General features: G+C 64.6%; 20 protein-coding genes and 1 tRNA gene. 4 read left to right on the top strand and 17 right to left on the bottom strand.

The window, feature by feature from the left end; genetic code table 11:
* From DEA8626_RS04855 to DEA8626_RS04810, 9 genes are all read right to left on the bottom strand, one after another.
* Positions 1-1,563 (bottom strand): HD domain-containing phosphohydrolase, encoded by a 1,563-nt coding sequence (locus tag DEA8626_RS04855; RefSeq protein WP_108851910.1) that lies wholly within the window; start codon positions 1,561-1,563, stop codon positions 1-3.
* Between the two features lie 1,372 nt (positions 1,564-2,935).
* Positions 2,936-3,394, bottom strand: coding sequence for a GNAT family N-acetyltransferase (locus DEA8626_RS04845; protein WP_108851908.1), 459 nt, complete (start codon positions 3,392-3,394; stop codon positions 2,936-2,938).
* A gap of 132 nt (positions 3,395-3,526) precedes the next feature.
* The gene (locus DEA8626_RS04840; RefSeq protein WP_108851907.1) at positions 3,527-4,036 is read right to left on the bottom strand and encodes an anthrone oxygenase family protein; all 510 of its coding nucleotides are present in this window, start codon (positions 4,034-4,036) and stop codon (positions 3,527-3,529) included.
* 63 nt (positions 4,037-4,099) lie between these two features.
* Positions 4,100-4,528, bottom strand: a complete 429-nt coding sequence (locus DEA8626_RS04835) for a DUF4345 domain-containing protein (protein ID WP_108851906.1) — start codon at positions 4,526-4,528, stop codon at positions 4,100-4,102.
* Positions 4,529-4,553: 25 nt separating this feature from the next.
* Complete coding sequence (locus DEA8626_RS04830; protein WP_108851905.1) at positions 4,554-5,381, bottom strand: NAD(P)H-binding protein; 828 nt, start codon at positions 5,379-5,381, stop codon at positions 4,554-4,556.
* A 108-nt stretch (positions 5,382-5,489) separates the two neighbouring features.
* Positions 5,490-6,494: an AraC family transcriptional regulator gene (locus DEA8626_RS04825; protein WP_108851904.1), complete on the bottom strand. Its 1,005-nt coding sequence runs from the start codon at positions 6,492-6,494 to the stop codon at positions 5,490-5,492.
* Between the two features lie 698 nt (positions 6,495-7,192).
* Positions 7,193-9,739: a Hint domain-containing protein gene (locus DEA8626_RS04820; protein WP_108851903.1), complete on the bottom strand. Its 2,547-nt coding sequence runs from the start codon at positions 9,737-9,739 to the stop codon at positions 7,193-7,195.
* Between the two features lie 698 nt (positions 9,740-10,437).
* A tRNA-Thr gene (locus DEA8626_RS04815) sits at positions 10,438-10,513 on the bottom strand.
* Positions 10,514-10,567: 54 nt separating this feature from the next.
* On the bottom strand, positions 10,568-12,250 hold the full coding sequence (locus DEA8626_RS04810) for an ABC transporter permease (RefSeq protein ID WP_108851902.1): 1,683 nt from the start codon (positions 12,248-12,250) through the stop codon (positions 10,568-10,570).
* 88 nt (positions 12,251-12,338) lie between these two features.
* On the opposite strand from DEA8626_RS04810, the gene DEA8626_RS04805 reads away from it, so the two are divergent.
* Positions 12,339-13,214 carry a hypothetical protein gene (locus DEA8626_RS04805; protein WP_108851901.1) on the top strand — a complete coding sequence of 292 codons (876 nt, stop codon included), beginning with the start codon at positions 12,339-12,341 and terminating at the stop codon, positions 13,212-13,214.
* 10 nt (positions 13,215-13,224) lie between these two features.
* Here DEA8626_RS04805 and DEA8626_RS04800 read toward each other — a convergent pair whose 3' ends face one another.
* Entirely contained in the window at positions 13,225-13,923 is a 699-nt protein-coding gene (locus tag DEA8626_RS04800) for an SDR family NAD(P)-dependent oxidoreductase (RefSeq protein WP_108851900.1), read from the bottom strand.
* Between the two features lie 58 nt (positions 13,924-13,981).
* Entirely contained in the window at positions 13,982-14,242 is a 261-nt protein-coding gene (locus DEA8626_RS04795; RefSeq protein ID WP_108851899.1) for a DUF2312 domain-containing protein, read from the bottom strand.
* A gap of 124 nt (positions 14,243-14,366) precedes the next feature.
* Between DEA8626_RS04795 and DEA8626_RS04790 the strand changes: the two genes are divergently transcribed.
* The gene (locus DEA8626_RS04790; protein ID WP_108851898.1) at positions 14,367-14,582 is read left to right on the top strand and encodes a hypothetical protein; all 216 of its coding nucleotides are present in this window, start codon (positions 14,367-14,369) and stop codon (positions 14,580-14,582) included.
* A 13-nt stretch (positions 14,583-14,595) separates the two neighbouring features.
* Here the strand turns inward: DEA8626_RS04790 and DEA8626_RS04785 are convergent, their stop codons facing one another.
* Positions 14,596-16,692, bottom strand: coding sequence for an FAD-dependent oxidoreductase (locus DEA8626_RS04785; protein ID WP_108851897.1), 2,097 nt, complete (start codon positions 16,690-16,692; stop codon positions 14,596-14,598).
* Positions 16,693-16,778: 86 nt separating this feature from the next.
* Positions 16,779-17,102, bottom strand: coding sequence for a TraR/DksA family transcriptional regulator (locus tag DEA8626_RS04780; RefSeq protein WP_108851896.1), 324 nt, complete (start codon positions 17,100-17,102; stop codon positions 16,779-16,781).
* A 253-nt stretch (positions 17,103-17,355) separates the two neighbouring features.
* On the opposite strand from DEA8626_RS04780, the gene DEA8626_RS04775 reads away from it, so the two are divergent.
* Positions 17,356-17,784 carry a protein tyrosine phosphatase family protein gene (locus tag DEA8626_RS04775; RefSeq protein WP_108851895.1) on the top strand — a complete coding sequence of 143 codons (429 nt, stop codon included), beginning with the start codon at positions 17,356-17,358 and terminating at the stop codon, positions 17,782-17,784.
* Positions 17,785-18,084: 300 nt separating this feature from the next.
* Here the strand turns inward: DEA8626_RS04775 and DEA8626_RS04770 are convergent, their stop codons facing one another.
* The 4 genes from DEA8626_RS04770 to DEA8626_RS04755 all read right to left on the bottom strand — a co-directional run bounded on the left by DEA8626_RS04770 (position 18,085) and on the right by DEA8626_RS04755 (position 23,398).
* A complete protein-coding gene (locus DEA8626_RS04770) occupies positions 18,085-18,942 on the bottom strand; it encodes a TauD/TfdA family dioxygenase (protein ID WP_245890769.1) in 858 nt (285 codons plus the stop codon).
* Positions 18,943-19,278: 336 nt separating this feature from the next.
* Positions 19,279-20,346, bottom strand: a complete 1,068-nt coding sequence (locus DEA8626_RS04765; protein WP_108851894.1) for a FliM/FliN family flagellar motor switch protein — start codon at positions 20,344-20,346, stop codon at positions 19,279-19,281.
* Between the two features lie 71 nt (positions 20,347-20,417).
* Positions 20,418-23,120 carry a sensor histidine kinase gene (locus DEA8626_RS04760; RefSeq protein WP_108851893.1) on the bottom strand — a complete coding sequence of 901 codons (2,703 nt, stop codon included), beginning with the start codon at positions 23,118-23,120 and terminating at the stop codon, positions 20,418-20,420.
* The gene (locus DEA8626_RS04755; protein ID WP_108851892.1) at positions 23,120-23,398 is read right to left on the bottom strand and encodes a hypothetical protein; all 279 of its coding nucleotides are present in this window, start codon (positions 23,396-23,398) and stop codon (positions 23,120-23,122) included. Before DEA8626_RS04755 ends, DEA8626_RS04760 begins: the two co-directional genes overlap by 1 nt.
* A gap of 942 nt (positions 23,399-24,340) precedes the next feature.
* Here DEA8626_RS04755 and DEA8626_RS04750 point away from each other — a divergent pair.
* A complete protein-coding gene (locus tag DEA8626_RS04750; RefSeq protein WP_108851891.1) occupies positions 24,341-24,895 on the top strand; it encodes a fasciclin domain-containing protein in 555 nt (184 codons plus the stop codon).
* Position 24,896: the final 1 nt, after the last annotated feature.

Raw genomic sequence — 24,896 nt, 5'->3', positions numbered from 1 at the left:
TTAGCGCATCAGAAGCCCGCTCTCGACGGCGAAGAGCGCCGCGCCGGCGCGCGTCGTGACACCGATCTTGGAGTAGATGTTCTGGATGTGGTTGTCGGCGGTCTTCGGCGAGATACCGAGATCATCGGCCGTCTCCTTCAGGGTGAGGCCCCTGGCGATGAGGCGCAGCACCTCGATCTCTCGCGGGGTCATGCCGGCAAGGCGCGGGGAAATGTTCCTGCGAGACGGTTGCCCGGCGACCGTGAGCACGGCTTCGGCGCCATCGGCGCAAAGCCGTCCCTCGCGCACCAATGTCCGGACCATGGAGGCCGCCGCCTCATCATCCAGCGCGGGACGTTGCGGCCGGTCCTCGCGCGCGGTCTCATAGACCTCGGCCGCCGCGAGGATTCGCGCAGCCGGGGAGAGATCGGAGCCATCGATCTGCCGGTAGTACCCCGACCGGTCGAGACACTCATGGTGACGCGAAACCAGTGCTGCGGCCTCCAGGCCGGGCTCTCCCAGCGCCGAAAGCGCACGCTCGCCGTAATAGGGATGCAGCTTCGCCGTATCTGCTTCCACGGGCGACATCGGCCCTTTCCTGATCCAGGTCGCCACAGGCACGCAGAGTTCGCCGATGTCGTGAACCAGCCCGGCCCAGCGTACGTTTCGCACATCGGGGTGCGGAAGTCCCCTGTGCCTTGCCGCCGCCTCGGCCAGATCGGCCACCGCGCGCGAATGGCCATGCGTGAATGGCATTCGCATGTCGATCATGTCGGCGATCGCCAGACATGCCGCGTCGCAGGCCTCTTCGTCCAGAAACTCGACGGGCTCGGGCTCGAGCGCGAGCACCGTCTCTCGCGTGACGCTGTCGTCGACCCCCTCCATCAGGGGATGGGCATTCTCGGACATCAGCATGGCCAGCCCAGCCTCGTATGGGCCATCCGCGCGCGCCGCGACGATCCGGGCCATCTCGTCGATGCCATGAGCATCCGCCAGCGCAATCGCGTCTTGCGCCAGCGTGATCAGCCGAACGGCCGGCAGGACATCGTCGCCGGAGAGGCCGCGCGGCATGCCGCGGCCGTCCCAGCGTTCATAGATCTGACCGAGATTCCGACGGATCTCTTCCGTCAGGCCGAGTCGCTCTCCGATCCTATCCGCGATCTCGCAATGGGCCGTCAGGATCGGGAGGGTGACCTTGAGCGCGCCGCTGAGGCTCTCTTGTATCGCGCGCTCCTGCGCCTCGGGCTCCAGCTCTGCGTAAAGGCGCTTGAATGCGTTCAGAAATACCTGCCCGACCCTCGCCTTGTCACCCATGTCGAGACCGGCGAGTTCTTTCCTCAGTGCGATCTCGTCCCCAAGGGCTGCCGCCATCAGGTAAGAGTCGGCATTGCACCCGACGTACCGCAAGAGCGCCTGATGGTAGACGCTACGCCGGCCCTGCGCGTCAAAGCCGGCGAGGGCGGCAAGCCGCATGCCGAGCACGCAAGACCGGAGCGCGAAATCCCGCGAATGACCGGTCGCGAGGTCTGAGGCGTAGGCAAGCACCATCATGAAATCGGCACGACGCATTCGGAGATCGGACATGGCAGCACCCCCTTTTGAACAATAATTATCTTGTTTTGGCGACCATGTAACGAAACAGCTAGCGATCCAGGGCCTTTTGGGTTTCATACGACTTCAAGGAAAACCTCAACGTGTGTGAAGAAGCGCCAAAGAGTCCGCCTTGCGCTTGACGGGGCGGGTCGGCCGACACAGAAGGCCCATAGCTGCCGATGAACCGATACTCTGGGTGCCGCACTGCGGCCCGTCATTCCGGACATTCGCTGCGGGTGCAAGGCGCCGACAGCTTCGAAGGTCCAGATCGCGGACTTAGCGGAGGTTTGTGAACGCGGTTTCAACCAGACCAGAATGACGTGCGAAATTTGTCGTTTAGTCGGAAGACTCGCGAGCGATCGCACTTGTCACCATTGCGATATGCGCTGCTCGGATCTGGCTACCTTTGACTTCCGCCCCCAGCCGAAGGTATGAGCCGTTCTCCGACGTAACCAGAATTGGCGATGTATCTTCCTGCTGCAAAAGCGTTAGCAGGTCGCGATAAGACCAATCCCGACGCAACCAGTCCAAAACGTAGGACTGTAGCTGGTTAGCGATGTCGACAGCCTCATGCGAAGCCTCCTCGACGGTTTCGACACTCCAAGTCGACTGAACTTCCCAACCCCACCTACACTTTTGCATCGGAGGGGCATCGGCCGGGCAGACCATACCCCGGATCGGCATTTGTGGCTCAGAAGGGCGAGGGCCATTGGGACCCTCCTTGATATGGTCTCGTTGAAAGGGATCAAGTAGTGCACTGTATCCCGGCAGGCATATTCCAATACGGACCTCAAAAGACGCTGTCGACGTCTTGTCCGTCATCGCGCGATACGTGGAAAAGCACGATAGCTCGACAAGTTCGATGCGATCACCACGATGATGCCAAAGCCTGCTTGGGGTCCCGTCGGTGAAGCCATGATCGCGAAGCAATGGAATGACATGCTGCCTAAGGGCAGCCCGAGAGTCTTTCGCGGTCACCTCAGTCTTTGGCATTTGAGATCCGTTCTATCCATTATTAGAATGAGCTTTTTGCTCAGGCTGAATGGTTTGAAAGTTGTAGCTATGCGCGGCCCTGGAAAAGTTTTCCCGGCTAGCTTCATCGGCTCAGAGACTTTAATGATTTCGCTTGATTAGGCCAGACCCGACATTGGCTGCGTTGCACAGTGGCTTTCAACCGGACCTGCGGCGCTGCGGCAGTTTTTTCAATACCACGCACTTAGCGCCGAAGCTTTGCGGCCCATAGCTGCCGTGCAACCAGCGCTATGCTGCGCTACGGCCTGGCAGACCGGACGTTCGCCCCAGGGGCGCCGTCCTCGCCGCATCTGCGAGTGCCCCGGCGTAGAGGGTGGTTAGCTGCCCTTCCTTAGATCTTTAGCTTGTATCCGATATGGGTCGGTTCGAAACCCAGACGGTCATAGAAGCGATGGGCGTCCGGCCGGGCCTTGTCCGTGGTGAGCTGAGCGAACGAACCCCGGCGTGCCCGGCATTCGCTGATCGCCCAGGCAAACATCGCTTCACCAAGCTTGCCGCCCCGACGATCGCTCGCGATCCGCACTGCCTCTATCTGTCCACGCTTGGTGCCATTGCGAGAGAAACCCGGGATGAAGGTGAGGTGCAAGGTTCCGACGATCTGCTGCTCATTCTCGACCACACAAAGAAACTGGTTCGGGTCGGCATCAATCTCCGCAAATGCATCCTGGTAGCAATCGTCTACGGCTGGCAAAGCGTTTTCCCGCGACGCACCAAGCACGTCATCGGACAGCATCGCGACAATCGCTCGCTGGTCCGCTGCGGTTGCTCGGCGGTAACGCGGTTCACCCATGAGTATTATCCCCTCACTCTCTTCATTGCCGACCATTTCCATAGGAGCTGTGGGTCGTGAACGAACATGCCGGCGGACAGGGGCCACCTCCGCTTCGTTGCGCAGGTTGACGCCCTGATGCGGCTCAGTTTTTCAAGCTCCCTGCGCCTGAGACTGCGCCGCCCAGGCGAGCGAGAACAGCAGCAGGGCTGCAGACAGTCCGCAGGCGACGGTGCGGACGGTGTTCCAGAAGCTCCAGCGGGGCAGATAAGTGCGGGTCCAGTAGTCCAGTGTCGCATCCTCGGAGGCCTCCATGCCCGCCAGGGCTTCGTTCATCGGCACGTTGAAGAACACCGTTACCCCAAAGCATCCGACGAAATACGTCAGGCCCGCCAGCATCATCACGGTTCCCGGGCCGTGCCCGACGACTATTGCGCCATAGACCGCGATCAGCAGGGATACCGGCGCCAGCCCGAGGAATAGCACCATGAAGACCCAGCGGAACACCTCTCGGTTGATGGCCTGCATCGCCTCCGCGCCACCCTGACCGCTGGTCACAGACAGGGCGCGCATGATGAAATCCGAGAAGGCGAGAAAGACGCCACCGACCAGCGCATAGGCGAGGACGGCGAGGTGGGCGAGGTAGAAGAGAACGGGGGACATGGGGACGGGTTCCTTAGATTGGGGCGGCGGCAGGACGTCAAGCGCCAAGCCGCCGCGGCAGGTTCAGCGCGCGGGCTGCGCCGTGGAGAGGCCGGGCGCCGGCTGCCAAAGGCGCCGGCGGAAGGCTGCGAGGCAGAGCGCGGCGATGATCAGTTCCACGACGAGGGCGCCGATGACGCTGCCGGACGGCATCCCGTCTACTGCAAGCGCGACCAGCCGTCCGGCCGGAAAGGTGGTGAAGACCGTCAGGGCCACCGCCATGCCAACGGGCAGGACCGCGTGCCGCCAGATGCCGAGCAGCATCAGAAGGCCGAAACCCGCGAGACCGGCGCCGGGTGCGCGCAGTTCGCTCAGCAGGTTGGTGTCTTCGCCGAGCCTGATGCCGTAACCGGCGTAGAAGGCGTGCGGCGCGAACAGGATGAAAGCGCCAATGGTGAGCGCGGTGAGGCCGGAGAGACCGAGCGCGGTCTTCTCGAGTAGGGTGGGTCTCATGTCATGTTCCTTTCATGGGGTGGTGTCAGGCGGCGCTTGTCCAGGCGCCGGTTCGAGCGGCGGCGTTGGCGAAGTCCGCAAAGTCGCGCGGGCCGCGGCCGAGCGCGCGTATCACGCCGTCCGTGGTGTGGGCGTTGCGACCGTCCAGCGTTTCGCGCGCGATGGCGGTGAAGACGTCGGCGACGAAGGCGCCCCCAGCCTCGGCGATGTTTGCGTGGAACTCCTCGAAGCTGATCGGGATATGCTGGATCTCGTGCCCGGTAGCCCTCGAGAGTTCACACGCCATGTTTGCGAAGGACATCAGCCGCGGGCCTGTCACCTCGTAGAGTTCGCCCTTGTGGCCCTCTTCGGTCAGTGCCGCGACTGCGACATCGGCAATGTCGTCGATGTCGATGATGGGCTCGGCGACATCGCCGCCGGGCATCGGAAGGACGCCGGCCAGGACCGGATCGCGCAGGTAGCCTTCGGAGAAGTTCTGAGCGAACCAGGCAGCCCGGACGATGGTGAAGTCGACGCGGGAATTGCGCACCACCTCTTCGCCCAGCCGCGCGTGGTGTTCGCCGCGGCCGGAGAGCAGCACGAGGTGCTCGATGTCCACGTCGCGGGCCGTCTCGCAGAGGGACTCGAGCTTTTCCACGGCGCTGGGGAAAGCAAGGTCAGGAAAGTAGGTGACATAGGCCGCACGGACCCCGCGCAGTGCCGGCGCCCAAGTCTCCGGCGCTTCCCAGTCGAAGGGCGTTGCGGAGCTGCGCGAGCCGCGGCGCACGGGAATGCCCCGCGCCTCGAGGCGGCTGGCGACGCGGCGGCCGGTCTTGCCGGTTGCGCCGATGACGAGGATCTCTTGGTCTTTCATGGGGTGCCTCCCTGGCTTCGGTATCGGTGGCCAAGGGATAAGCGCGGGGATGCTGCGCGGTCTTGACCGCCGATGCCAGCCTTTTGACCGCCGTCGCCAATGCGCCCGTCAGCGGTGGAAGATATCCTTGCGGTAGGTCGCGGGCGTTGTGCCGACCCAGCGCTTGAACGCGCGGGTAAAGGCGCTCTGCTCGGAGAAACCGGTGAGAAACGCGATTTCGGCCAGTGAATGGCTCTCGTCCTGCAAGAGCCCTTCGGCGAGGTTGCGGCGGGTTTCCTCGGTGAGGCTCTGAAAGTTCATTCCGTGCTCGGAGAGGCGCCTGTGGAAAGACCGCGCACTTAGTCCGAGGCTGCGGGCGATCTCGGCCATCTTCGGCGCCCCCTCGCTGAGGGCCTGGGCGATTGCGGCTTTCGCCTGCGTGACAAGCGCGGGCTCCCGGGTGATCTCGGACAGTTCTGCTTCGAGATGCGTGGTGAGGTATTGCGATATCCCCACGTCCCCTAGGATGTTGGGCCGGGCCAGCGTCTCGTCGGCATAGAGGATCGCGTCGAGTTCGGCGCCGAAGCGCACCGGGCAGTCGAACCAGTCCTCGTGCGCGGCGATCGAGCGCGGGGCGGGATGCCGGACCAGCACTTCCACGGGCGCGAGCGGCACCGGGCAGACCTGCCTTGCGATGGACACGGCGCTCGCAAGGGTCGCCTCGTTCGACAGCCGCATCCCGAGGCGCCGTTCGCCCGCCCGATGCAGGATGAAGAGCGTGCCCCCAGTCGCCGGCCGCAGCTCGTATTCGACGACGCTGGTCCACAGACGCGCATAGCGTTCCACCCGCGCATAGGACGCCCCGAGCGTCGTTGCAGCCTTGAAGGCCAGCCCAAGCGCACCGTATTCGTCAAGCCGCATGGAGGCGCCCGTGCGCACCGGCAGTTCGGTTACGTCCATCTGATCGGCGATTCTTTCGAGCATGTCGTAATAGCGCTCGGCCGGAACCATCTGCCTGGCGTCCCAGGGGTCGTCGGGGGCGATCCCGACGCTGGAAAGCATCGCCGCAGCATCAACCCCACCGCCCGCCGCGGCGACCACCTTGCGCGCGAAGAGCGACGTCACATACCCCATGACCCGCATTCTACGGTGCGCGTGGTGAGCCGCCAAGCTCGCGGTGGATCTCGGCGCGAAGCGGACTGGATGTCCTCTTTTCGCTTACGCATGCTTTCTGCCCTATCTGCTCAAGTGACGTGAGCGGCCGATACCGGACATTCGATCCTAGCCGATGCCGGAAGCAGCTTTTCCCGAAGCGGCCATGCCGGCTCAAGACAGCAATGTGGCGTCTGGACCTTCCAGGATGCGCAGGAAGAGGCCGCTGGCAGACGAACTCTGTAGAACCGTCCGTCGCGCCTTTGCTTGGCAGTTTGGTCACTCAACAGTCAGCGCCGCCGCGCTTCGGCATTCCTTGAACCGGACACGCGCCTCATTCCGCAGTTTTCTCACCCTGCTGGTGGGCGGAGGCCCAAAGCGGTCATTGCAGCTCTACCAGTGGGTTAGAGCACACGAGGTCCCCACATGGTGTTAAGAAGATGTACCTCCAGCCAGTCCGCCAGCTTTTCCGCTTCTGAGATCGCGGCAAAGAGCAGCTCACGTGAAACATGGATGGCCAGATTGAGAAACGAAACTGTCTGACGTCAGGGCCCTTCGGACAGATTTAGGGGTTTGAGCAACGGAGCATTTCTGGTTCATCGAAGCCACTATGGAGCGAAGATGAAACAGAGATCCGGAACATCGAAGGATGCGGTTTGAATGGGCCAGCCACCTGACGGTCAAGCACTCAATGCCAGCGGCGTGACTTGCGGGAGGACGGCGGAACATTCTGGCTCGATCATCAGAGCAGCCTCGAAGGCTTTGAGACTTCGCCGGGCAACGGGGCCATAGGCAGTGGTTCCAAGTGAGGACAGTCCAGGGAACAGTTCGAAAAGCTCGTCCTGGGTGTCTTTCTCCAGGCATAGAACGCCGTCATCACTTGGGTAGAAGCTTTCGGTTGGCGCACCTTCGGCGTAGACGATTTCGTGGCAGTCGAAGAGGATATGGAAGTACTCCACTTCGGAACCTTCGATCACGCGGATTGCGCGGCCATCCACCAGATGTTTGGCGGCGACCAGAACTTCATCCTCTCCGAACAGGAGCTGGGATCGCCAGTTGCCCAGCAGCATACGGTGTTGCTGTGAAACGAAGAGGTCACGCGTGTTGTCCAGAGCGCCCGAGGCGATCAGGACGGGCGCGAGCTTTCCGATGGCGGCTACTTTGCGAGATCCGATCCAACGGACGGGCTGATCCCCGTGATCAGCGGTCGTCACCAGGTCTCCAACCCGAAGATCCTCGATCGCGATGTCGCCGTTCGGCGTCCGGATGACGGTTCCCCGGGTGAAGCAGGGGATTCCCATCGCGTTCAGCTTCGCGGCGCTGTCCACCTGCGACGGCAGGATTCCAACGAGCGTGACACTTTCACCATTGGGGAAGATCAGAATCGCATCGCCCGTGCCGTCGCCGACCGTATCCGTGACCGTCACGTCCCAGGCGTTGACAGGGTTGCCCTGGCTATCAGTCAGGTCGGCGAGGTCGAACCTGTCCCGGCCCGTGAAGGTGCCGTCACCATTGTCTATCGGCGATTCGAAGCCGAGTACCGTGTCCTGACCGGACCCATCCTGCAAGACAACAAGATCGCTTGCATTGTCCCCTGCTCCGAGGATGAGCCGGTCATTGCCCGCGCCGCCGTTCAGCGTGTCGTTGCCGGCGCCGCCCGCGAGAGTATCGTTTCCCACGCCGCCGGTCAGGCTGTCATTGCCAGCGCCCGCATCGACATTGACGCCCGCCGTCGCCGCGGAGGCGTTGACGGTGTCGTTTCCCGCGCCGAGAGTGAAGCGCTCAATCTCGGAGAACACCGCAGTCGAGCCGCCAGCGGCGAGCGTGCCCGCCTCGCTGCCGGTGAAGCTGAGCGTGGTGTTGGCGGTCAGGCCGGACGCGTCGATCAGGTCGCCCGCAGTCTCGCCGGTCTCGCCGCCGACGATAGTGTCATTGCCGAAGGTGCCGGTCAGGCGGAACGTGTCGTCGCCCGCGCCGCCGGTGAGGCTGTCATTGCCCGCGCCGCCGTTCAGCGTGTCGTTGCCGGCGCCGCCCGCGAGAGTATCGTTTCCCACGCCGCCGGTCAGGCCGTCATTGCCAGCGCCCGCATCGACATTGACGCCCGCCGTCGCCGCGGAGGCGTTGACGGTGTCGTCTCCCGCGCCGAGAGTGAAGCGCTCGATCTCGGAGAACACCGCAGTCGAGCCGCCAGCGGCGAGCGTGCCCGCCTCGCTGCCGGTGAAGCTGAGCGTGGTGTTGGCGGTCAGGCCGGACGCGTCGATCAGGTCGCCCGCAGTCTCGCCGGTCTCGCCGCCGACGATAGTGTCATTGCCGAAGGTGCCGGTCAGGCGGAACGTGTCGTCGCCCGCGCCGCCGGATAAGTTATCCGCGCCGTCGCCACCATCAAGGGTGTCGTTGCCGTTTCCGCCGACCAGCGAGTCCGTGCCCAGCCCGCCGAGGAGCAGGTCATTGCCGTCGCCGCCGAGAAGTGTATCGTTGCCGTCCTCTCCATACAGCGTGTCGTTGCCGATGCCGCCGTCAATCGAGTCGTTGCCGGTGCCGCCGAAAACGATGTCGTTGCCGGCCCCGGCCAGCACTGTATCGTTTCCAGCTCCGGCGCGCACGTAGTCATCATTGCCGACGGCGCCGGGAAGACCTGCATCGTTGTTGTCGATGCGGTCGCTGCCCCCGGCGACCGGTTCGACGTAGTTGGTATCAATGAGATCAGCACCGGCTGTCCCGTCAATGTAACCGTCATCGAATGCCGTAACGTGGCGGTCAATCGCCAGGCCGGATGCCGAGTTAATGAATGTGCCGGTCGGGCTGACGGTGAACGACTGGATAGGTTTGGCTTCGTAGGCCGTCGTCAACGCGTTCGCAGATGTTTGCGGGGCAAGATAAAGATTGCCGGCCGTGTCCTGAAACAGGATCACCGACACCGTTGCCGTTGTGCCGTCGGTATAGGTCAGGGTGACGGTGTTCAACTGGAAGACGCTGTCAAACGTCTGCGGAGCCGCGCCATTGACGCTGAACTGATCGTTTGCGACGGTGTTGTCCTGGTCGAGCGCCGTCGTAGAGCCGCCGACATTGAGCGTCTGGATCGACACTTTCGAGGCGTAGAGGGGACTGGTCGCAGAGCCAAAGGTCTGGCCGAGAAGAGTTGAGACGTTCTCGGCGGTCGTGTTGCCCTCTGTCGGGTCCATCGTGGGATAGACGCCGAGATAGATTCCAAAAAAGGTCGTGGCCAATTCTGATCACTCACATTGCGGCGTAGGGGTCAGCCTTTGGTTGCAGCACAACAGCGGGCAAGGGTTTCAGACATTCGCGAGGAGAGTCCGTCTTGCGATTGATCGGGAGAAGAACCAACGGCCAAATCGCTCCGCTGCGACTGGAGGTACGGGCGGCTGGAGACCCGCAAGCCGGCACATGGCACAAGTTGTTTTCACTCCAAACGCGTCAACGCGCGTGTCCACAAACCGATAGTAAAATGCTGCGGTCCGTTCGGCCGGGCCGAGACTTGTGAGTCTACGATGAATTAGCGGGAGAAGATGAAAAAATTGTGGCCAATGGTTCGAATAGCGAAAGCATGTTTGGCGCCGTCGGGGCGGTGTCGAGAATCTGCCACAACGGCACCCGAAGCGAACGTCTGCTCAACTAAACTTCAGTCCATCGTTTCGCAGGTGCGGCGAAGGTCCGGAAACCGCCCGAACTCTTAAAACTAAGAGAATATCTCAATCAAGATATGCAGATGCTCTTTCAAATGCCGAAGCAAGCCCTCGCGGCCAATAGATGGGCCGTCGCCATTGATCAGAGGCTAGATGATTCCGCAAGGAAATACATTGTGACAGCTGCCACCGTTCAAGAGGCGGAAGGTGGGCTCAAGGGTGGACCGTACATCGATTGCAAGCAAAGTATGTAAGGTTATCAATATTGTAGCCAAACGATATGGTGCCGGCAGAGGGACTTGAACCCCCGACCCCGAGATTACAAATCACGTGCTCTACCATCTGAGCTATACCGGCCTTGTTGCGCACATAGATGCAGCGTGGGTGCAGCGCAAGCCTCTCTCGCGGGGTCTATCGCCGCCTGAGCATGAGATTCATGCGCGCCAGCAAGACAACTGCCGAGAGCCCGACCGCAATCACCAGAAGCGCGGGCGGCGCGGCCTCGGCGATGTTCTCGAGGCTCGCCTTTTCATGCGCCCGCGTCGCCAAAGTGTCGAAGTTGAAGGGGCGAAGGAAAAGCGTCGCCGGCAGTTCCTTTACGCAATCGACGAAAACGAGCAGCAGCGCGGTGCCCACCGATCCGCGCATGAGCGGCAGATAGACCTCGCGCAGCGCTCCTCCATAGGTGCGGCCCAGCGATCGCGCCGCCATGGGCAGCGATGGCGGAACACGCCCGAAGGCGGCGTCGGTCGCCCCTTGGGCGATTGCGAAGAACCGCACCGAGTAGGCCAGTACGATCGCCGCGGCGGACCCGGTCAGGATCAGGCCCGGGTCCCACCCGGTCAGCCACACGACCAGATCGGCGATCTGGTGGTCAAGCGCGGCGACCGGGATCAGGATGCCAACCGCAAGCACCGCCCCTGGCGCGGCATAGCCGATTGTCGTGATGGGCAGGATGAGCCGCGGCAGGCGCCGCCCGGTCAGCCGCACGCCGTAGACCATGAAAAGCGCCCCCAGGACCGTCAAGACCGCCGCCGCGCCTCCGACCGTAAGCGTGTTGGCGAAGGCGCGGCCGAGCCCGCCGCTGGCCCAGCTTCCCGGCTTGTCGAAGGCGTGGCCCGCAATGACGGCGAGCGGCAGGACGAAGCCCGCGAGGACCGGCAGGGCGCAGAGCGCGGCCGCGATCCAGGAGGCGGGCCCTTTGAGCTGGATGGGTGTGATCGGCCGTGGCTGACGCGCCGACTGGTAATAGCGGGAATGACGCCGGCTCGTCTTTTCCAGCGCCACGAGGACGAGGATGACGGCAAGGATCAGGCAGGCGATCTGCGCCGCGCCGCCCGCGTTGCCGGTTTCGAGCCAGACGGTGAAAATCCCCGTCGTCAGCGTCTGCACCGCGAAATAATCGACAACGCCGAAGTCGTTCACCGTCTCCATCATCACGATCGCGGTCCCGGCTGCGATCGCGGGCCGGGCGAGCGGCAGGCCGACCCGCCAGAACAGCCCGAACGGCCCGGCGCCGAGCGCGCGGGCGACCTCGTAGCTGCCGGCCGACTGCTCTCGGAACGCCGCGCGCGCGAGCATGTAGACATAGGGATAGAGGGCAACCGCGAGAACGATGATCGCCGCCCAGCGCGTGCGGATCTGCGGAAACCAGTAATCGCGTGCCGAGGTCCAGCCCGTCGCCTCGCGAAGCGCGACTTGCACGGGTCCCGAATAGTCGAGGAAATCGACGAGCGCGTAGGCCCCGATATAGGCCGGGATGGCGAGCGGAAACAGGAGGAGCCATTCCAATAACCGCGCGCCGGGAAACCGGTACATCGTCACGAGCCACGCCGCCCCCGTCCCCATCGCCGCCGCGAGAAGCCCGGTCCCGAGCGTCAGGATTGCCGTGTTCGTCGCGTAGCGCGGCAAGGTCGTCGCGAGCAGGTGTGGCCAGATATTCTCGGTCGGTGCGAACGCAAGGACAACGACCGACAGGATCGGCATCACGACGAGCGCCGCGATGACGAGCGCGCCCACGGACCAGAACTCGCCACCCCCGCCGCCCGGCCGGCGTCGCGCGCCCGCGATTGCTTGAGTGTTTTGCTCGGCCATGACGCCCCGGCGTTACAGGAAAGCTGTTTTCCTGTCCAGCAAGCGCGTATAGGTTCCTTTCCGAAGGCAGGACAGAAAAAGCGGAACCGTGCAGATCGTCTATCACCTGGGTGCCCACTGCACCGACGAGGACCGGCTCGTCAGGGCGCTTATGAAGAACAGGGGCACGCTGGCGGCAGCCGGTATCTCGGTGCCGTCGCCGCGCAGGTACCGACAGCTTCTGCCGCGCATCGCGAAGTCGCTGGCCGGCGGTCCGGCGGCGCCGGACACGCAAAGCGTCATCCTCGACGCGGTGATGGAGGCCGACGAAGCCGAACGGCTGATCTTCAGCTATGACGGGCTCTTGTGCTTTCCGGTGAACGTGGTGTCGGAGCGGGGTTTCTACGCGACCGCCCCCAAACGCACCGCGGCCTACGCAAACCTTTTCCCCGAAGCGCGGAGCGAGTTCTTCCTGGCACTCCGCAATCCCGCGACGCTGATCCCCGACCTGATCCGGCGCACCAAGGACGGCACCTATGACGCGCTCATGAGCGACACCCATCCCCTGTCGCTGCGCTGGTCGCACGTGATCCGGCGGATGCTGGCGCATGTGCCGGAGATCGACCTGACCGTCTGGTGCAACGAGGACACGCCGCTCATTTGGCCGGAGGTGCTGCGCGCGGTTGCTGGACTTGGCCCCGAGGAAGCGCTCGAAGGCGATTTCGACCTGCTCGCGGCGATCATGACCGAGGACGGTCTCGCCAAGCTCAAGGCCTATCTCGACGGCCACCCGCCTGAGACGGTGGAGGAACGGCGGCGGATCACGACGGAATTTCTGGCCGCGCATGCCAGGCCCGAAGAGCTCGAAGTGGAGATCGAGCTACCCGGCTGGACCATCGCGACGGTCGGCGATGTCACGGCGGCCTACGAGGCCGACTGCGCCGAGATCGCCGAGATGCCAGGCGTCACCTTCATCGCACCATGAGTCGGGACGGCTACCAGTTCTCGCCGTATGGCCTCAGATCGAGCTCGAACGTCCAGGCCTGCCGATCCTGAGAGGCGAGCGCATGAGCGGCCTCAGCCACGCCGGCCGCGCTGAGAAAGAACGTCGCGTCCTTGTCGGGCATCGCGGCACGGCTGCGTTCGAGGTCAACGACCCCGTCGAGGACCAGATAGCCGACATGAATGTTCTCGGGCCCGAGTTGGCGCCCGAGCGACTGCGCGACGGACCTTTGCGCTGCCTTGCCTGCTGCGAAGGCGATCGTTCCGGGCCGCCCGCGCAGGGCCGCGCCCGCACCGACCACGATGATCGTGCCGCCTCCCGCCGCCCGCATATCCGGCACGGCAAGCTGCGCGGAGGCAAATAGCCCGACCGCATTGACCTCGACATCCATGCGCAGATCGTCCGGGGTGAGCGCGTCGAGATTGCCCCAATGCGCGGAACCTGCATTGTAGATCAGGGTGGATACCGGACCGAGATCGCCTCGGATCGCGTCGAAGGCCGTCTTGAGCGATTCCGCGTCGGACACGTCGCAGGCATAGCCCCGCGCGCCCGCGATCTCGCCCAGCATCGCTTCCGACGGACCCCGCCGCGAGCACATGGCGACGGCGTGGCCCGATGCCGCGAAGCGCCGGGCGAGCGCCATTCCGTTGCCGGGGCCAACCCCAAGAATGACTGCGACAGGTTTCGCCATGTCCGTCCTCCGCTGCTGTGAGGGGCAATGATAGCACGACGGGCTGGCCGGCGCCCGCTCAGGCCATACCGAGCGCAGCCTTGTACATCTCGAGGACCGCTTCCTCCTCTGCCAGGTCGTCCTTGTCACGCTTCCGAAGCGCGATCACCTTGCGCATGACCTTGGTGTCGTAACCGCGACCCTTTGCCTCGGCCATCACCTCTTTCTGCTGGTCGGCGATGTCCTTTTTTTCGGCCTCCAGATGCTCGTAGCGCTCGATGAGCTGGCGAAGCTCGTCGGCGGTGACATTGTAGGTGGCATCGGACACTGGCTGGTTCATCGCATTCTCTCCGTCGGGGGACCAGCGCCCTGACTAGTCGCTCGGCCCGCGCCCTTCAAGCCCCGCGCTTGCCCCGCGCGCGGGATCGCGCTAGGGCGGCGGAGAACGAAACAGGAGACGGCCGATGGCGTGGATGATCTGGACGGGTGCGGCGGTCACGCTGGCCGGGCTCGCGCTGCTTGTCTGGTGCATCCTGCGGGTTGCGCGCGACAAGGCGGCCAACCTGACCGGCCCGGAGCTGCGTGCGCGGATTCAGAAGGCCGTGATCTGGAATTTCGGTGCGCTCCTGCTGTCGGCGCTCGGGCTCATGATGGTCGTTGTGGGCATCGCGCTCAGCTAAGCCCGGCACCTGTTCAGTCCGCGTTGAGATCGTCGAAGGTGCGTCCGTTCTTGATCAACTCGTCCCAGAGCGGCGCGGGACGCCAGAACCACTCGTCCTCGCGCGCATAGTCGCGCAGGCGGTCGCGAACCATGAGCGGATCCTCCCGATCCGCAACTAGCATCGGCCCGCCGCGCCAGCGCGGAAAGCCGTAGCCCATCATCATCACGAGATCGATGTCCGAAGGGCGCTCGGCGATCTTTTCCTCAAGTATGCGCGCGCCCTCGTTGGCCATCGCGGCGAGCGCACGCTTCTGGATCTCCCGTTCCGACACGGGACGGGCGACGATGCCCTTCGCATCGCGCTCCGCCTCGATCAGCTTCAGCACCTCGGAGTCCTCGACACCCTTGCGGCCGCCCTCGGAATAGAGGTAGTAGCCCCGTCCCGCCTTCTGGCCGAGCCGGCCCGCCTCGCACAGCCTGTCCCCGATCGCGACGTAGCGCCGGGTCGGATCACGCGCCGCGGCAAGCCACTTGCGCCGCGCCCAGGAAATGTCGAGCCCGGCCATGTCTAGCACCTGATAGGGGCCGAGGGGGAAGCCAAAGGCGACCATGGCGCGGTCGACTTCGTAGGGCGAGGCGCCGTCCTCGAGCAGGAAATCCGTAGCCGTTCGATACGCCGTCAGCATCCGGTTGCCGATGAACCCGTCGCACACACCCGCACGAACCGCCACCTTGCCGAGGCGCTTGGCCACGGCAAACCCAGTTGCCACGACATCGGGTTCGGTCCGATCCGTTACCACGACCTCGATGAGTTTCATCGCGTGAACGGGCGAGAAGAAATGCAGCCCGATCACGTCGCCGGGACGGGACGTCGCGTCGGCAAGCCGGTTGATGTCGAGGTAGGAAGTGTTGGTGGCAAGGATCGCACCCGGCTTCACGACGCGGTCGAGTTCGGCGAGTATGCCGGATTTGACGGCCTCGTCCTCGAAGGCGGCCTCGATCACCATGTCGACTGGATGGAATGCCTCGACCTGGGTCGCGCCCTCGATCCGGGCCCATTCCTCCTCGCGCATTTCGGGGTCGAGGCGGCCCTTCTCGACCGCGCGCTCGTGCTGCGTTGCGACACGCGCAAGGCCGGCCGCGAGCGCTTCCGCGTCGCGCTCCAGAAGCGTGACCTTGTAGCCCGCGCCGATCAGCGCCGTCGCGATGCCCGCCCCCATGAAGCCGCCGCCGACCACGCCGACATGTTCGATCTCGCGCGGCGACGCGCCGCCAACACCCGATGGCCGCTGGGCGCGGCGCTCCGCCAGGAAGGCGTGACGCAGGGCGGCCGATTGCGGCGTCGCCAGAAGCTCTTTGAAGGCGACGCGCTCGAAGGCGTGGCCCTCGTCTTCCGGCAGAAGCAGCGCGGCTTCAACGCAGTCGACGATGCGGGCGGGCGCGGGCAGGCGCCCCGACGGCCCGAGACCCCTACGCGCCTCGGCTACGGCCGATAGCCATGCCTCGGCATCTGTCGGCGTCACTTTACGCTCGGAGGCGAGCGGCAGGTCCGCCTCTCCCGCGATCCAAGCGCGCGCGGCGCGGTCGGCAGCGGCGTCGGGATCGTCGGCGAGAACGTCGACGAGGCCGAGGTCTCCGGCGCGCTCGGCGGTGATCGGCAGACCGGTCAGCATCATGCCGAGGGCGGGCTTCGCACCGATCAGCCGCGGCAGCCGCTGGGTTCCGCCCCCACCCGGCAGTATGCCGAGCGACACCTCGGGCAGGCCAAGCTGCGTGCCAGGCCGGGCGATGCGCAGGCCCGCGACAAGCGCAAGCTCCAGCCCGCCGCCGAGAACATTTCCGTGCAGCGCTACGACGACCGGCTTGCGGCTTTTCGACAGTGCCCGGCAGAGCGCGGGCAGCGACGGTTCGCCAGGCGGCTTGCCGAATTCCCGGATGTCGGCGCCGGCGGGCCAGGTGCGCCCCGCGGCGCAAAGGACGATGGCCCGGACGTCGGGGTCGGACCACGCTGCTTCGAGCGCGGCGAGCAAACCTTTGCGCACCGCATGGCCGAGCGCATTGACCGGCGGATTGTCGATCGTGATCGTGGCGACCCCGTCGGACCGGTTGACCCGAACCACTTCCGTCATTCTGTCAGATCCCCCGTTGCGCCGTTTCGCACCACTTTAGGGGACGGCGGCGCATTGGCAATGGCTGCGCCGCGCGTCGGAGTGGCTCAGCGTCCGGGCGCGCAGTTCGGACAGAAGGGCGTTGCGGGCAGAAGGTCGAGCCGTTCTTCGGAGATCTGGTCGCCGCACGTGGTGCAATAGCCGTATTCGCCCTCTTCGATCCGTTGCAGCGCTGCCTCGATCATGCGCAGTTCGTTCTTCGCGGATTGACCGAGATCCTCGAGCACCTCGTCGGCTTCGCGTTCCACCGCCATCTCCTCCCAATCCTTGGATTCGTGGCTATCAAGCTCCTTCCCGATCCCGGCTATGCGGTCATTGAGGACCGCGCGGCGGGCTTCGAGCTCGGCCTTGCGTTGGGCGGTGGATTTCATCGTGCTCTCCTTTTGCGTTACCCGGACACACATCTAGTCAGGCTGTGACGTCGCGGGCCTTGATGCAAGTCAATCCTGCGTTGGCGAAGCGTTTCATGCAATAATTCATGGCTCTGCACGCCGTGGTGAATGCTTGACCTGCGGCGCGGGCGGGTCGTTGGCGGCCCTTCCTTCGCGCCATGATCGCGGGTATTGTCGCCGCGCGGGCGGCGCGAAGCTGCCTCGACCGGTATGCTGCATCCTGAGGGCTTTCATGGACATCCGCAACCTGACTGAGAGATACGCCGTGTCGCCCCAGATCGCGCCCGAGCATGCGGAGGCGATCCGCGATGCGGGCTTCACCACCGTCATCGACAACCGGCCGGACAACGAGGTCCCGCCCGAGCTGCGAACCGAGGCGCTGCGCCGGGCAATCGAGTCGGCGGGTCTGACCTTCATTGCGAACCCGGTGGTCGGCGGCGCGATCACGATGGAGAACGTGACTGCCCAAGGCGAAGCGGTCGCCGCATCAAAAGGCCCCGTGCTGGCCTACTGCGCGTCCGGCAACCGATCGTCGATCGTCTGGGCGCTGAGCGAGGCCGGACAGCGACCGACGGATGAACTGATCCGGATCACGCAGCGTTGGGGCTACAATCTCGAACCGTTCCGGCCTCAGATCGACGCGCTGGCGAACTCGGCCTGACCGGCGCGAATATCGCGGCGTTTCGCGCGTGAAGATATGCACACATGGTTGAAACTATTCACTGATCCTAGTTTCGTTGGGCGTTTGCCAAGTGTCCTTCTGTACGTGCGGGCCACTCCGGGATGGTCCCTTCTTCCGCGCGTCATGGGCGTCAGGATCGGCGCTTAGCCATCGATGCGGGACAGATCCGCCGTTCATTGTCAGTATTGACGCCGGTATCCAGACGAACCTTTCATCTGCTATCTGGCGACATGCGTGAGATCTGGATTGCGTTTCGCCTAGCGCAACGCTTATTACCCGCTACGCGCTCCGAGCGCGCGTGTCAGCGCGTCCATCCCGGACTACCGTCACACGGTTCATGCATCTGTACTGTGGCAGATAATCCGCCACCGCGTAGTGCATGGTCACGCGGTTGTCCCACATCGCGATATCCCCAGCCTGCCAGCGCCAGCGAACCTGATCCTCCGGCTTGTTCATGTGATTGGCGAGGAAGGTCCGCAGAGCGCTCGATTCATTTGTCGTCAGTCCGACGATATGGGTAACGAAGGCTTCATTGAAGTTCAGGAATCTGCGACCCGAAACCGGGTGCGTAGCGACGAGGGGACGGATTCTGTGCCCAAAACGGCCCACACTTTCATTGAGTCTCTCCTCGCCCGTCTTGCCGTTCTTTTCGTTGGCGAAGCTGTTCCTGAAATCGCCCATGTCATGGATTGCCTCAAGCGTCGCGAGGTCGTTCTGCATGCCGGAGGGGAGACGGTCATAGGCCGCGTAGAGGCTGGACCACATCGTATCGCCGCCGACTTCGGGCACGACCCTGGCGACAAGGATCGAGGCGAAGGGCTGTTCCCGCTTGAAGGTGAGGTCCGTGTGCCAACTGTTGGTGTCGGGCGGCGCGCCGGGGTCGTTCTCGAGAAGAACGATGTTCTGATAGCCGTCCACGTGCGGATATAGCGGGTGCGGCTCGTCGATCTGACCGAACATGCGCGCGAACTCGACATGCATGGCAGGCGATATGTCCGTGCCTCGAAAGAAAATCACGAGGTTGTCGAGCAGCGCTTGGTAGATCGCGTCGCGCACTTGCGGCTCTATGGATCTGGTGAAATCCACGCCATCCACCACCGCGCCGAGCGCAGGCGTAACCCGCTTGACCTCAATCATGGATGCCGCCCTCACAGCTGCGTCTCGGCGCCATTTTGTGGCACGGAGAAGGCCGCCTCTATGACGAATGCGACATTCTCTGTGACCCGACGAAAAGGTTCATCGGTCTCACACCAGACCCGGACAGCTTCGCGGCAACGTCAAATCGATCAATTCCCTCGCTCTCCCTGTGCCACACTTCTCCCGGTTTCGCGGGGCTTTCACGGTGCGACAACCAAGAGGCTGCGCCAAGGCCAGATGGGCGGGTGGCACGGCGTCCCGAGGCTGTGAGGGCAAGGGAAGGAGCAAGCCGGCGTGGAAATTGACGCTTCTTCCAGGCGCGCCAAGGGGTAGTCGCTAGCCGGGCGCGGCCGCAGTCGGCTTGGCGGCGGGGACCGGTTGCGCGTCCGGAGCGGGCGCCTGGGTGACGGTCGCGGCCGACCGGGTGATCTTCAGGGCAGGATCGGCGGCCGGGCTAGGTCCGGCGGCAGTATCGTCCGAAGAATCCTCTTCCCGGGCGTCGATCATGAGGCGCACCGCCAGGCTGCCCTGACATTGCCCGAGCTTGCCCCAGGCGAGGAAGCGGTTGCCGCGCCCCTCTACCCGGACACGGGTGAGCGCGCCCTTGGAAAGCTGCACCACCGCGCCTGGCTTGAGTGCGAGGACCGCCGAGAGCGGCAGGGACACGCGGTCGAGGACGCCGGTAAGCTGGGCGCGCGCTCCCAGGACCGCGCCTTCCATACGGTCGCGCCACTCGGCCTCGGCCGCCGCCCCGGCACCCGGCGCGGGCACTGGCGCGCCATCGGGCCGCAGTAGCGGTGGCGCCCCCTTGCCGTCAGCTGGAAGCAAGAGCAGCAACGTTCCGCGACGCGCCCCTTCCACCCCGAAATCGAGCGTGAGCGTGATCGCGCGGTAGATCGTGTCTTCCAGAAGGAGACCAAGCGGCCGAGGATCGTCGAGGAACGAGGCATAGCGGAACCCGCCTACCCAGGCGATCGCAGGATCAGCGCCGAGCAACACCTCCATCTCTTCGAGCACCCGGTCGATGATGCGCGCCGACATCGTGGCATCCGTGCGCGTGGGTTTGCGAGACGCCACCTCGGCCGCGCCGATCTGCCCCGTCGTCTGCATCTCGATCAGTGTCGCCGTCGTCTCGGGCGAAAGCGCCGCGAGCCCGAGCCCCTCGCCCGGCCCTTCGAGCACGGCCAGCAGCGCGCGTTCGGGAAGGCGTTCGGGCATCTCGGCCAGGGCCATGCGGATATCGGTCGCCTCGGCGACCTTCACGGGCAGTTTCAGCATATCCTGCGCCGCCTTGGCGAGTGCCTGGCCCAAGACCTTCACGGGCGTGACTGTGCCGCCCCCCGAAAGGCTGCGGCCGGCTTCCGCCATCCGCTTCAGCACGGGCTTGGACGTCGCTTCCGTCATGCCTCCATATCCGCCAGAATTCGCGGGACTCCTGCCGATCAATTGCAGAACAGGGTTACCAAAGGGTTGATCTAGGCTTCTGCCGTTTCTGCCGTGGTCTCAATCCTGACGGGCAGCGAGACGCGGAAGGCAGCACCGCCCTGCCCCGGCAGATAGGCGATAGAGCCGCTTAGATTGGCCATTATCTCGCGGCAGATCGCGAGGCCGAGCCCCGCGCCGCCGGCCCGCGCCGTGTCGGTCAAGCGCGAAAACTTCTCGAAGATCAGCCGCTGCGAGGCGCGCGGGATGCCCGAGCCGTTGTCGATGAAATCGACGGTGATGCGCCCGCCCCTGCGCCGGGCCGAGATCGTGAGTTCGGGCTTCGCGGCATCGCAGTATTTGCGCGCATTCGAGACCAGGTTGATAAAGACCTGCACCAGCCGGTCCGTGTCGGTGATGACCGGGATATGTTCCGAAGGCAGATCGCGATGGATGGTGAAGACGCGCTCGGGGCGGGTGTTCGACGCGCTCTGAACCGCGTGATTGATGAGGTCGTGCAGATTCGCGACCTTCACGTTGAGCTGCACCTTGCGATTCTCCAGGACCGAAAGGTCCAGAAGGTCGTCGAGAAGCCGCGTAAGGCGGATCGTTTCGTCATGAATGACGGTGGCGTACTTTTCCTGCAACTCGGCCGGGAGCTCGGGGTCCATCAGGATCTCGGAAAATGCCCGGATCGAGGTCATGGGGGTCCTGAGTTCGTGGCTGATCTGGCTGAGGAAGGCGTCCTTCTGCACTGAGAGGTCGCGCAGCTTCTCGTTTGCTTCGGAGAGTTGCCGCGCGGTGCGTTCGAGCTCATCCGATTTGGCTTCGAGTTGAGTGGAATATTCGAGGATCTGCTGCGCCTCGGAGGCTACGGCGAGCAGGTCCTGCGCCGACACCGCCGCGCCGTCCGCGAACTGCGCGATCATCGCATGCGCCGTGGCAGCACCGACCGCACCGGACAGGCGGCGTTCCAACCGCTCGATGAAGTCCGGGGTGGTGTCGGGAAGGTAACCCACCTTGCCCTGACGCGTCGCCTCGGCCTGAAAGAATCCCTGCGCCTCCTCCGCACCGATGATGCCCTGCGACATGATCAGAAGATCCTCGGCCTCGGCCCCTCCACGAAGCCAGCCTCGAGTGCCCGGATCCTGTTCGAAAACATTGACGAAGGTCAGGCCCTGCATCCGCTCGACCGGCCCAGGGAAGGACATAAGCGACGCCGTTAGGAAGACACCGGTATTGAGCGCCATCGACCAGAAGAGCGCGTGCAAGAGCGGGTCCATGCCTTCAATCCCGAAGAGCGCGTAGGGCCTGAGCCATGCAACGCCTGCGGGGCCCTCGGCCATCAGCCGTTCCGACAACACTCCACTTGCCCCGAAGGAGGGCAGATAGAGCGTGTAGAGCCAGACGAGGAAGCCCACGCCGAGCCCCAGCGCCGCCCCGGTTCCTGTCGCGCCGCGCCAGAAGATGCCGCCAATCATCGCGGGCAGGATCTGGGCCACGCCGACGAACGCGATGAGCCCGATCGCGGCGAGCGCGGCCGAACCGCCAGAGAAGCTGTAGTAGATGTAACCGAGCGCGAGGATCGCCACGATCGACACTCGCCGCGACATCAGGATCAGTCCGCGCACGTCGCCGGGCGCGCGCGCCCCGCCTTCGCGCATGCTCAGCCAGAGCGGCGTGACAACATGGTTCGAGACCATCGTGGCCAAAGCGATCGCGGCGACGATGACCATCGAGGTCGCGGACGAGAAGCCACCGAGAAAAGCGAGCATCGCGAGCCCGCCCCGCCCCTCTGCGAGCGGCAAGGTCAGAACAAAGAGGTCGGGATTGGCGCCCTCCGGCAGCGTGTCAAGCCCGACAACCGCGATCGGAATCACGAAGAGGCTCATCAGCATCAGATAAAGCGGGAAGGCCCAGGACGCGGTGACCAGGTGGCGCTCGTCCGAGTTTTCGACGACCATCACCTGGAACATGCGCGGCAGCGTCAGGATCGCCGCCGCCGAGACAAACGTCAGCCCGATCCAGCGGCCGGGCTTCAGGGGCCAGTCTGCGATCGAGGAGGTCTCGATCCGCGCCATCACGTCTCCAAGACCGCCCGCGACGCCCCAGACAGTGAAGATGCCGACCGCCAGCAACGCCACGAGTTTCACCACCGCCTCGAGCGCGATGGCCATGACGATGCCGTGGTGACGTTCGTTCGCGTCGAGATTGCGCGTCCCGAAAAGGATCGTAAAGAGCGCGAGCCCAACCGCGACCCACAGCGCCGTCGCCCCCTGGTCGGGCAGGCCCCAGCCCTCGGGCGTGCCGCTGGCGAAGACGCCGAACGACAGCGTCACCGACTGGAGCTGGAGCGCGATGTAAGGCGTCGCGGCAACGACCGCGATCACGGTCACGATGACGCCGAGGAGGTTCGACTTGCCGTAGCGCGCCGAGATGAGGTCGGCGATCGAGGTCACGCGCTGGGTCTGGCCGATGCGCACGAGCTTGCGCAGGATCACCCACCAGCCGATGACGACAATGGTGGGACCAAGATAGATGGTGACGAATTCCAGCCCCGAGCGCGCCGCGTAGCCGACCGCGCCGTAGAACGTCCAGGCCGTGCAGTAGATCGACAATGACAACGTGTAAACGAGCGGCGAGCGCAGCCATCTTACCCGTCCGCGTTCGGCCCGGCGCTCGGCGCCGAAGGCGACGAGGAAAAGCAGGCAGACATAGGCCAGGCAAACTGCGACGAGGATATTGAAGGGTACCATCAGCCCTCTTCCCGATTCTCGCCCGAGCGGCGGTCCGATGGATCGGTCCGGCCAAGTCGCCGCGCGAGCAAGAAGGCTGCAACGATGAGCAGCGCCCAGACCGCGAAGAGATAGATGAGACCGCGCGCGGTGTCGGGCTCTGGCGTCGCGGCCGGTTGCCAGAGGATCGGAACGAGGAAGAGGAAGAGCCCCAAAAGCGGCAGAAGCCGCGCCGCATCGAAAAGCCGGCGGCGCCGGTAGTTCTCGCGGGCGAGGAAACGCGGGCGCGGCGCCTTCATGCTTGCCTCCCCCGGCCGCCAGCGCCCCTCATGCGACCGCCATCCGCCGCGGGGGCGCGTTCCGGCGGCCTGCCTGGAAGGCATGTGCGCGGCCGCGTAGCGGCTCCGCGCCGGCCCCGCTGCCACGGCACGACGCGTTTTCCTTCTTGCGAACCCTTTGGCCCATGGCGTTTTTCCAGCCGCTCTGTCCTCGGGAGCAGTATCACCGATGCCGCCTCATGCTGTCAAAACGAACCCGCGACGCGGTCGGGGCGACATGCCGGCCGGGGGCCCGAGAAGCTTGGCCTTGTCTCGGGTCCTTGGCGGTCCGTCAGGCCGATGGCATGGACTTCGAGCGCGAGGCCGCCGTCCGCGCGCTCGACCCGGCGGCCAGCCCGGGCGGTGCCCTCCCGTCGGCAGAACTCCCTGCGGGGTTTCGAGTAGCACGATCCGCGGATGGATGTGGTACAAGAGAATGCGCCGCCCGATCCGTGCAAACGCATCTTTCTACGGTCAGGCGCGCGCCCGGCACCGGTCACATCTTGCTTGAACACGACCACACGGAATAGCGGCAGGGAAGGTGCCATCGCGCCGGTGGAGGTCCCGAAGGCGCGACATTGCGGGCGCTCGTTCGAGAGCACGGAGGGCCGCGCCCGACCCTGGGAGGGCGGTTGCGCCGCCGGGTCTGCGCGATTGGCTGACAACCGCGAAACGCCTGATCTGCTTGCGGCGGCGCAATGCGCCCTCTCGGGGGCGGGCGCGGCCCGGCGCAAACGCCGGGCCAGGCGAATGGCTGGCGCGCTGTGAAACGTCCAAAGAGGGCTCGAACCGGACCAACGCCGCTTGCGGATATATCCGGGGAAAAAAGAAAATTGACGCGCGCAACTACTTCCCCGCGCTTTCCGTATCTCCGGGCACGCAGGAAGGGGATCGTCCCTTTCCGTCCTGACCGGGAGACTGACAATGAACTTCAAATCCCTCCTCGCCTCCGCCTCCGCCGCCATCGTCGTCAGCGCGGGCGCCGCGCAGGCCGCGAACCCGATGGTCGGTGGCGCCGAGATGTATGACACCAAAACCATCGTCGAGAACGCCGTTAACTCGGCCGATCACACGACACTTGTCGCCGCCGTTCAGGCGGCGGATCTTGTCGAAACGCTGTCGGGCGAAGGCCCGTTCACGGTCTTCGCGCCCACCAACGACGCGTTCGGCATGCTCGCCAAGGGCACGGTCGAGGATCTGTTGAAGCCGGAGAACAAGGCGGCGCTGACGAAGGTGCTGACCTGCCACGTCGTGGCGGCCAACGCCATGTCGGACGCCATCGCCGGCATGATCGCCGATGACGGCGGCGCGCATCCGGTCCCAACCGTTGGCGGCTGCACGCTGACGGCAATGATGGAAGACGGCAAGATCAAGCTCCAGGACGAGCGCGGCCGCACCGCGACTGTGACCGTGGCCGACGTGAAGCAGTCGAATGGCGTGATCCACGTGATCGATGCCGTGCTTCTGCCCGCGAAGTAAG

The sequence above is a fragment of the Defluviimonas aquaemixtae genome (assembly GCF_900302475.1).
Classification (GTDB): domain Bacteria; phylum Pseudomonadota; class Alphaproteobacteria; order Rhodobacterales; family Rhodobacteraceae; genus Albidovulum; species Albidovulum aquaemixtae.
This window is presented reverse-complemented; position numbering and strand designations above follow the sequence as displayed.

Bases quoted from the DNA above. Each gene is read 5' to 3' on its own strand.
- DEA8626_RS04855 (WP_108851910.1), bottom strand. From the start codon at position 1,563: ATGTCCGATCTCCGAATGCGTCGTGCCGATTTCATGATGGTGCTTGCC.
- DEA8626_RS04845 (WP_108851908.1), bottom strand. From the start codon at position 3,394: ATGGGTGAACCGCGTTACCGCCGAGCAACCGCAGCGGACCAGCGAGCG.
- DEA8626_RS04840 (WP_108851907.1), bottom strand. From the start codon at position 4,036: ATGTCCCCCGTTCTCTTCTACCTCGCCCACCTCGCCGTCCTCGCCTAT.
- DEA8626_RS04835 (WP_108851906.1), bottom strand. From the start codon at position 4,528: ATGAGACCCACCCTACTCGAGAAGACCGCGCTCGGTCTCTCCGGCCTC.
- DEA8626_RS04830 (WP_108851905.1), bottom strand. From the start codon at position 5,381: ATGAAAGACCAAGAGATCCTCGTCATCGGCGCAACCGGCAAGACCGGC.
- DEA8626_RS04825 (WP_108851904.1), bottom strand. From the start codon at position 6,494: ATGGGGTATGTGACGTCGCTCTTCGCGCGCAAGGTGGTCGCCGCGGCG.
- DEA8626_RS04810 (WP_108851902.1), bottom strand. From the start codon at position 12,250: ATGGCCGAGCAAAACACTCAAGCAATCGCGGGCGCGCGACGCCGGCCG.
- DEA8626_RS04800 (WP_108851900.1), bottom strand. From the start codon at position 13,923: ATGGCGAAACCTGTCGCAGTCATTCTTGGGGTTGGCCCCGGCAACGGA.
- DEA8626_RS04795 (WP_108851899.1), bottom strand. From the start codon at position 14,242: ATGAACCAGCCAGTGTCCGATGCCACCTACAATGTCACCGCCGACGAG.
- DEA8626_RS04790 (WP_108851898.1), top strand. From the start codon at position 14,367: ATGGCGTGGATGATCTGGACGGGTGCGGCGGTCACGCTGGCCGGGCTC.
- DEA8626_RS04785 (WP_108851897.1), bottom strand. From the start codon at position 16,692: ATGACGGAAGTGGTTCGGGTCAACCGGTCCGACGGGGTCGCCACGATC.
- DEA8626_RS04780 (WP_108851896.1), bottom strand. From the start codon at position 17,102: ATGAAATCCACCGCCCAACGCAAGGCCGAGCTCGAAGCCCGCCGCGCG.
- DEA8626_RS04775 (WP_108851895.1), top strand. From the start codon at position 17,356: ATGGACATCCGCAACCTGACTGAGAGATACGCCGTGTCGCCCCAGATC.
- DEA8626_RS04770 (WP_245890769.1), bottom strand. From the start codon at position 18,942: ATGATTGAGGTCAAGCGGGTTACGCCTGCGCTCGGCGCGGTGGTGGAT.
- DEA8626_RS04765 (WP_108851894.1), bottom strand. From the start codon at position 20,346: ATGACGGAAGCGACGTCCAAGCCCGTGCTGAAGCGGATGGCGGAAGCC.
- DEA8626_RS04760 (WP_108851893.1), bottom strand. From the start codon at position 23,120: ATGGTACCCTTCAATATCCTCGTCGCAGTTTGCCTGGCCTATGTCTGC.
- DEA8626_RS04755 (WP_108851892.1), bottom strand. From the start codon at position 23,398: ATGAAGGCGCCGCGCCCGCGTTTCCTCGCCCGCGAGAACTACCGGCGC.
- DEA8626_RS04750 (WP_108851891.1), top strand. From the start codon at position 24,341: ATGAACTTCAAATCCCTCCTCGCCTCCGCCTCCGCCGCCATCGTCGTC.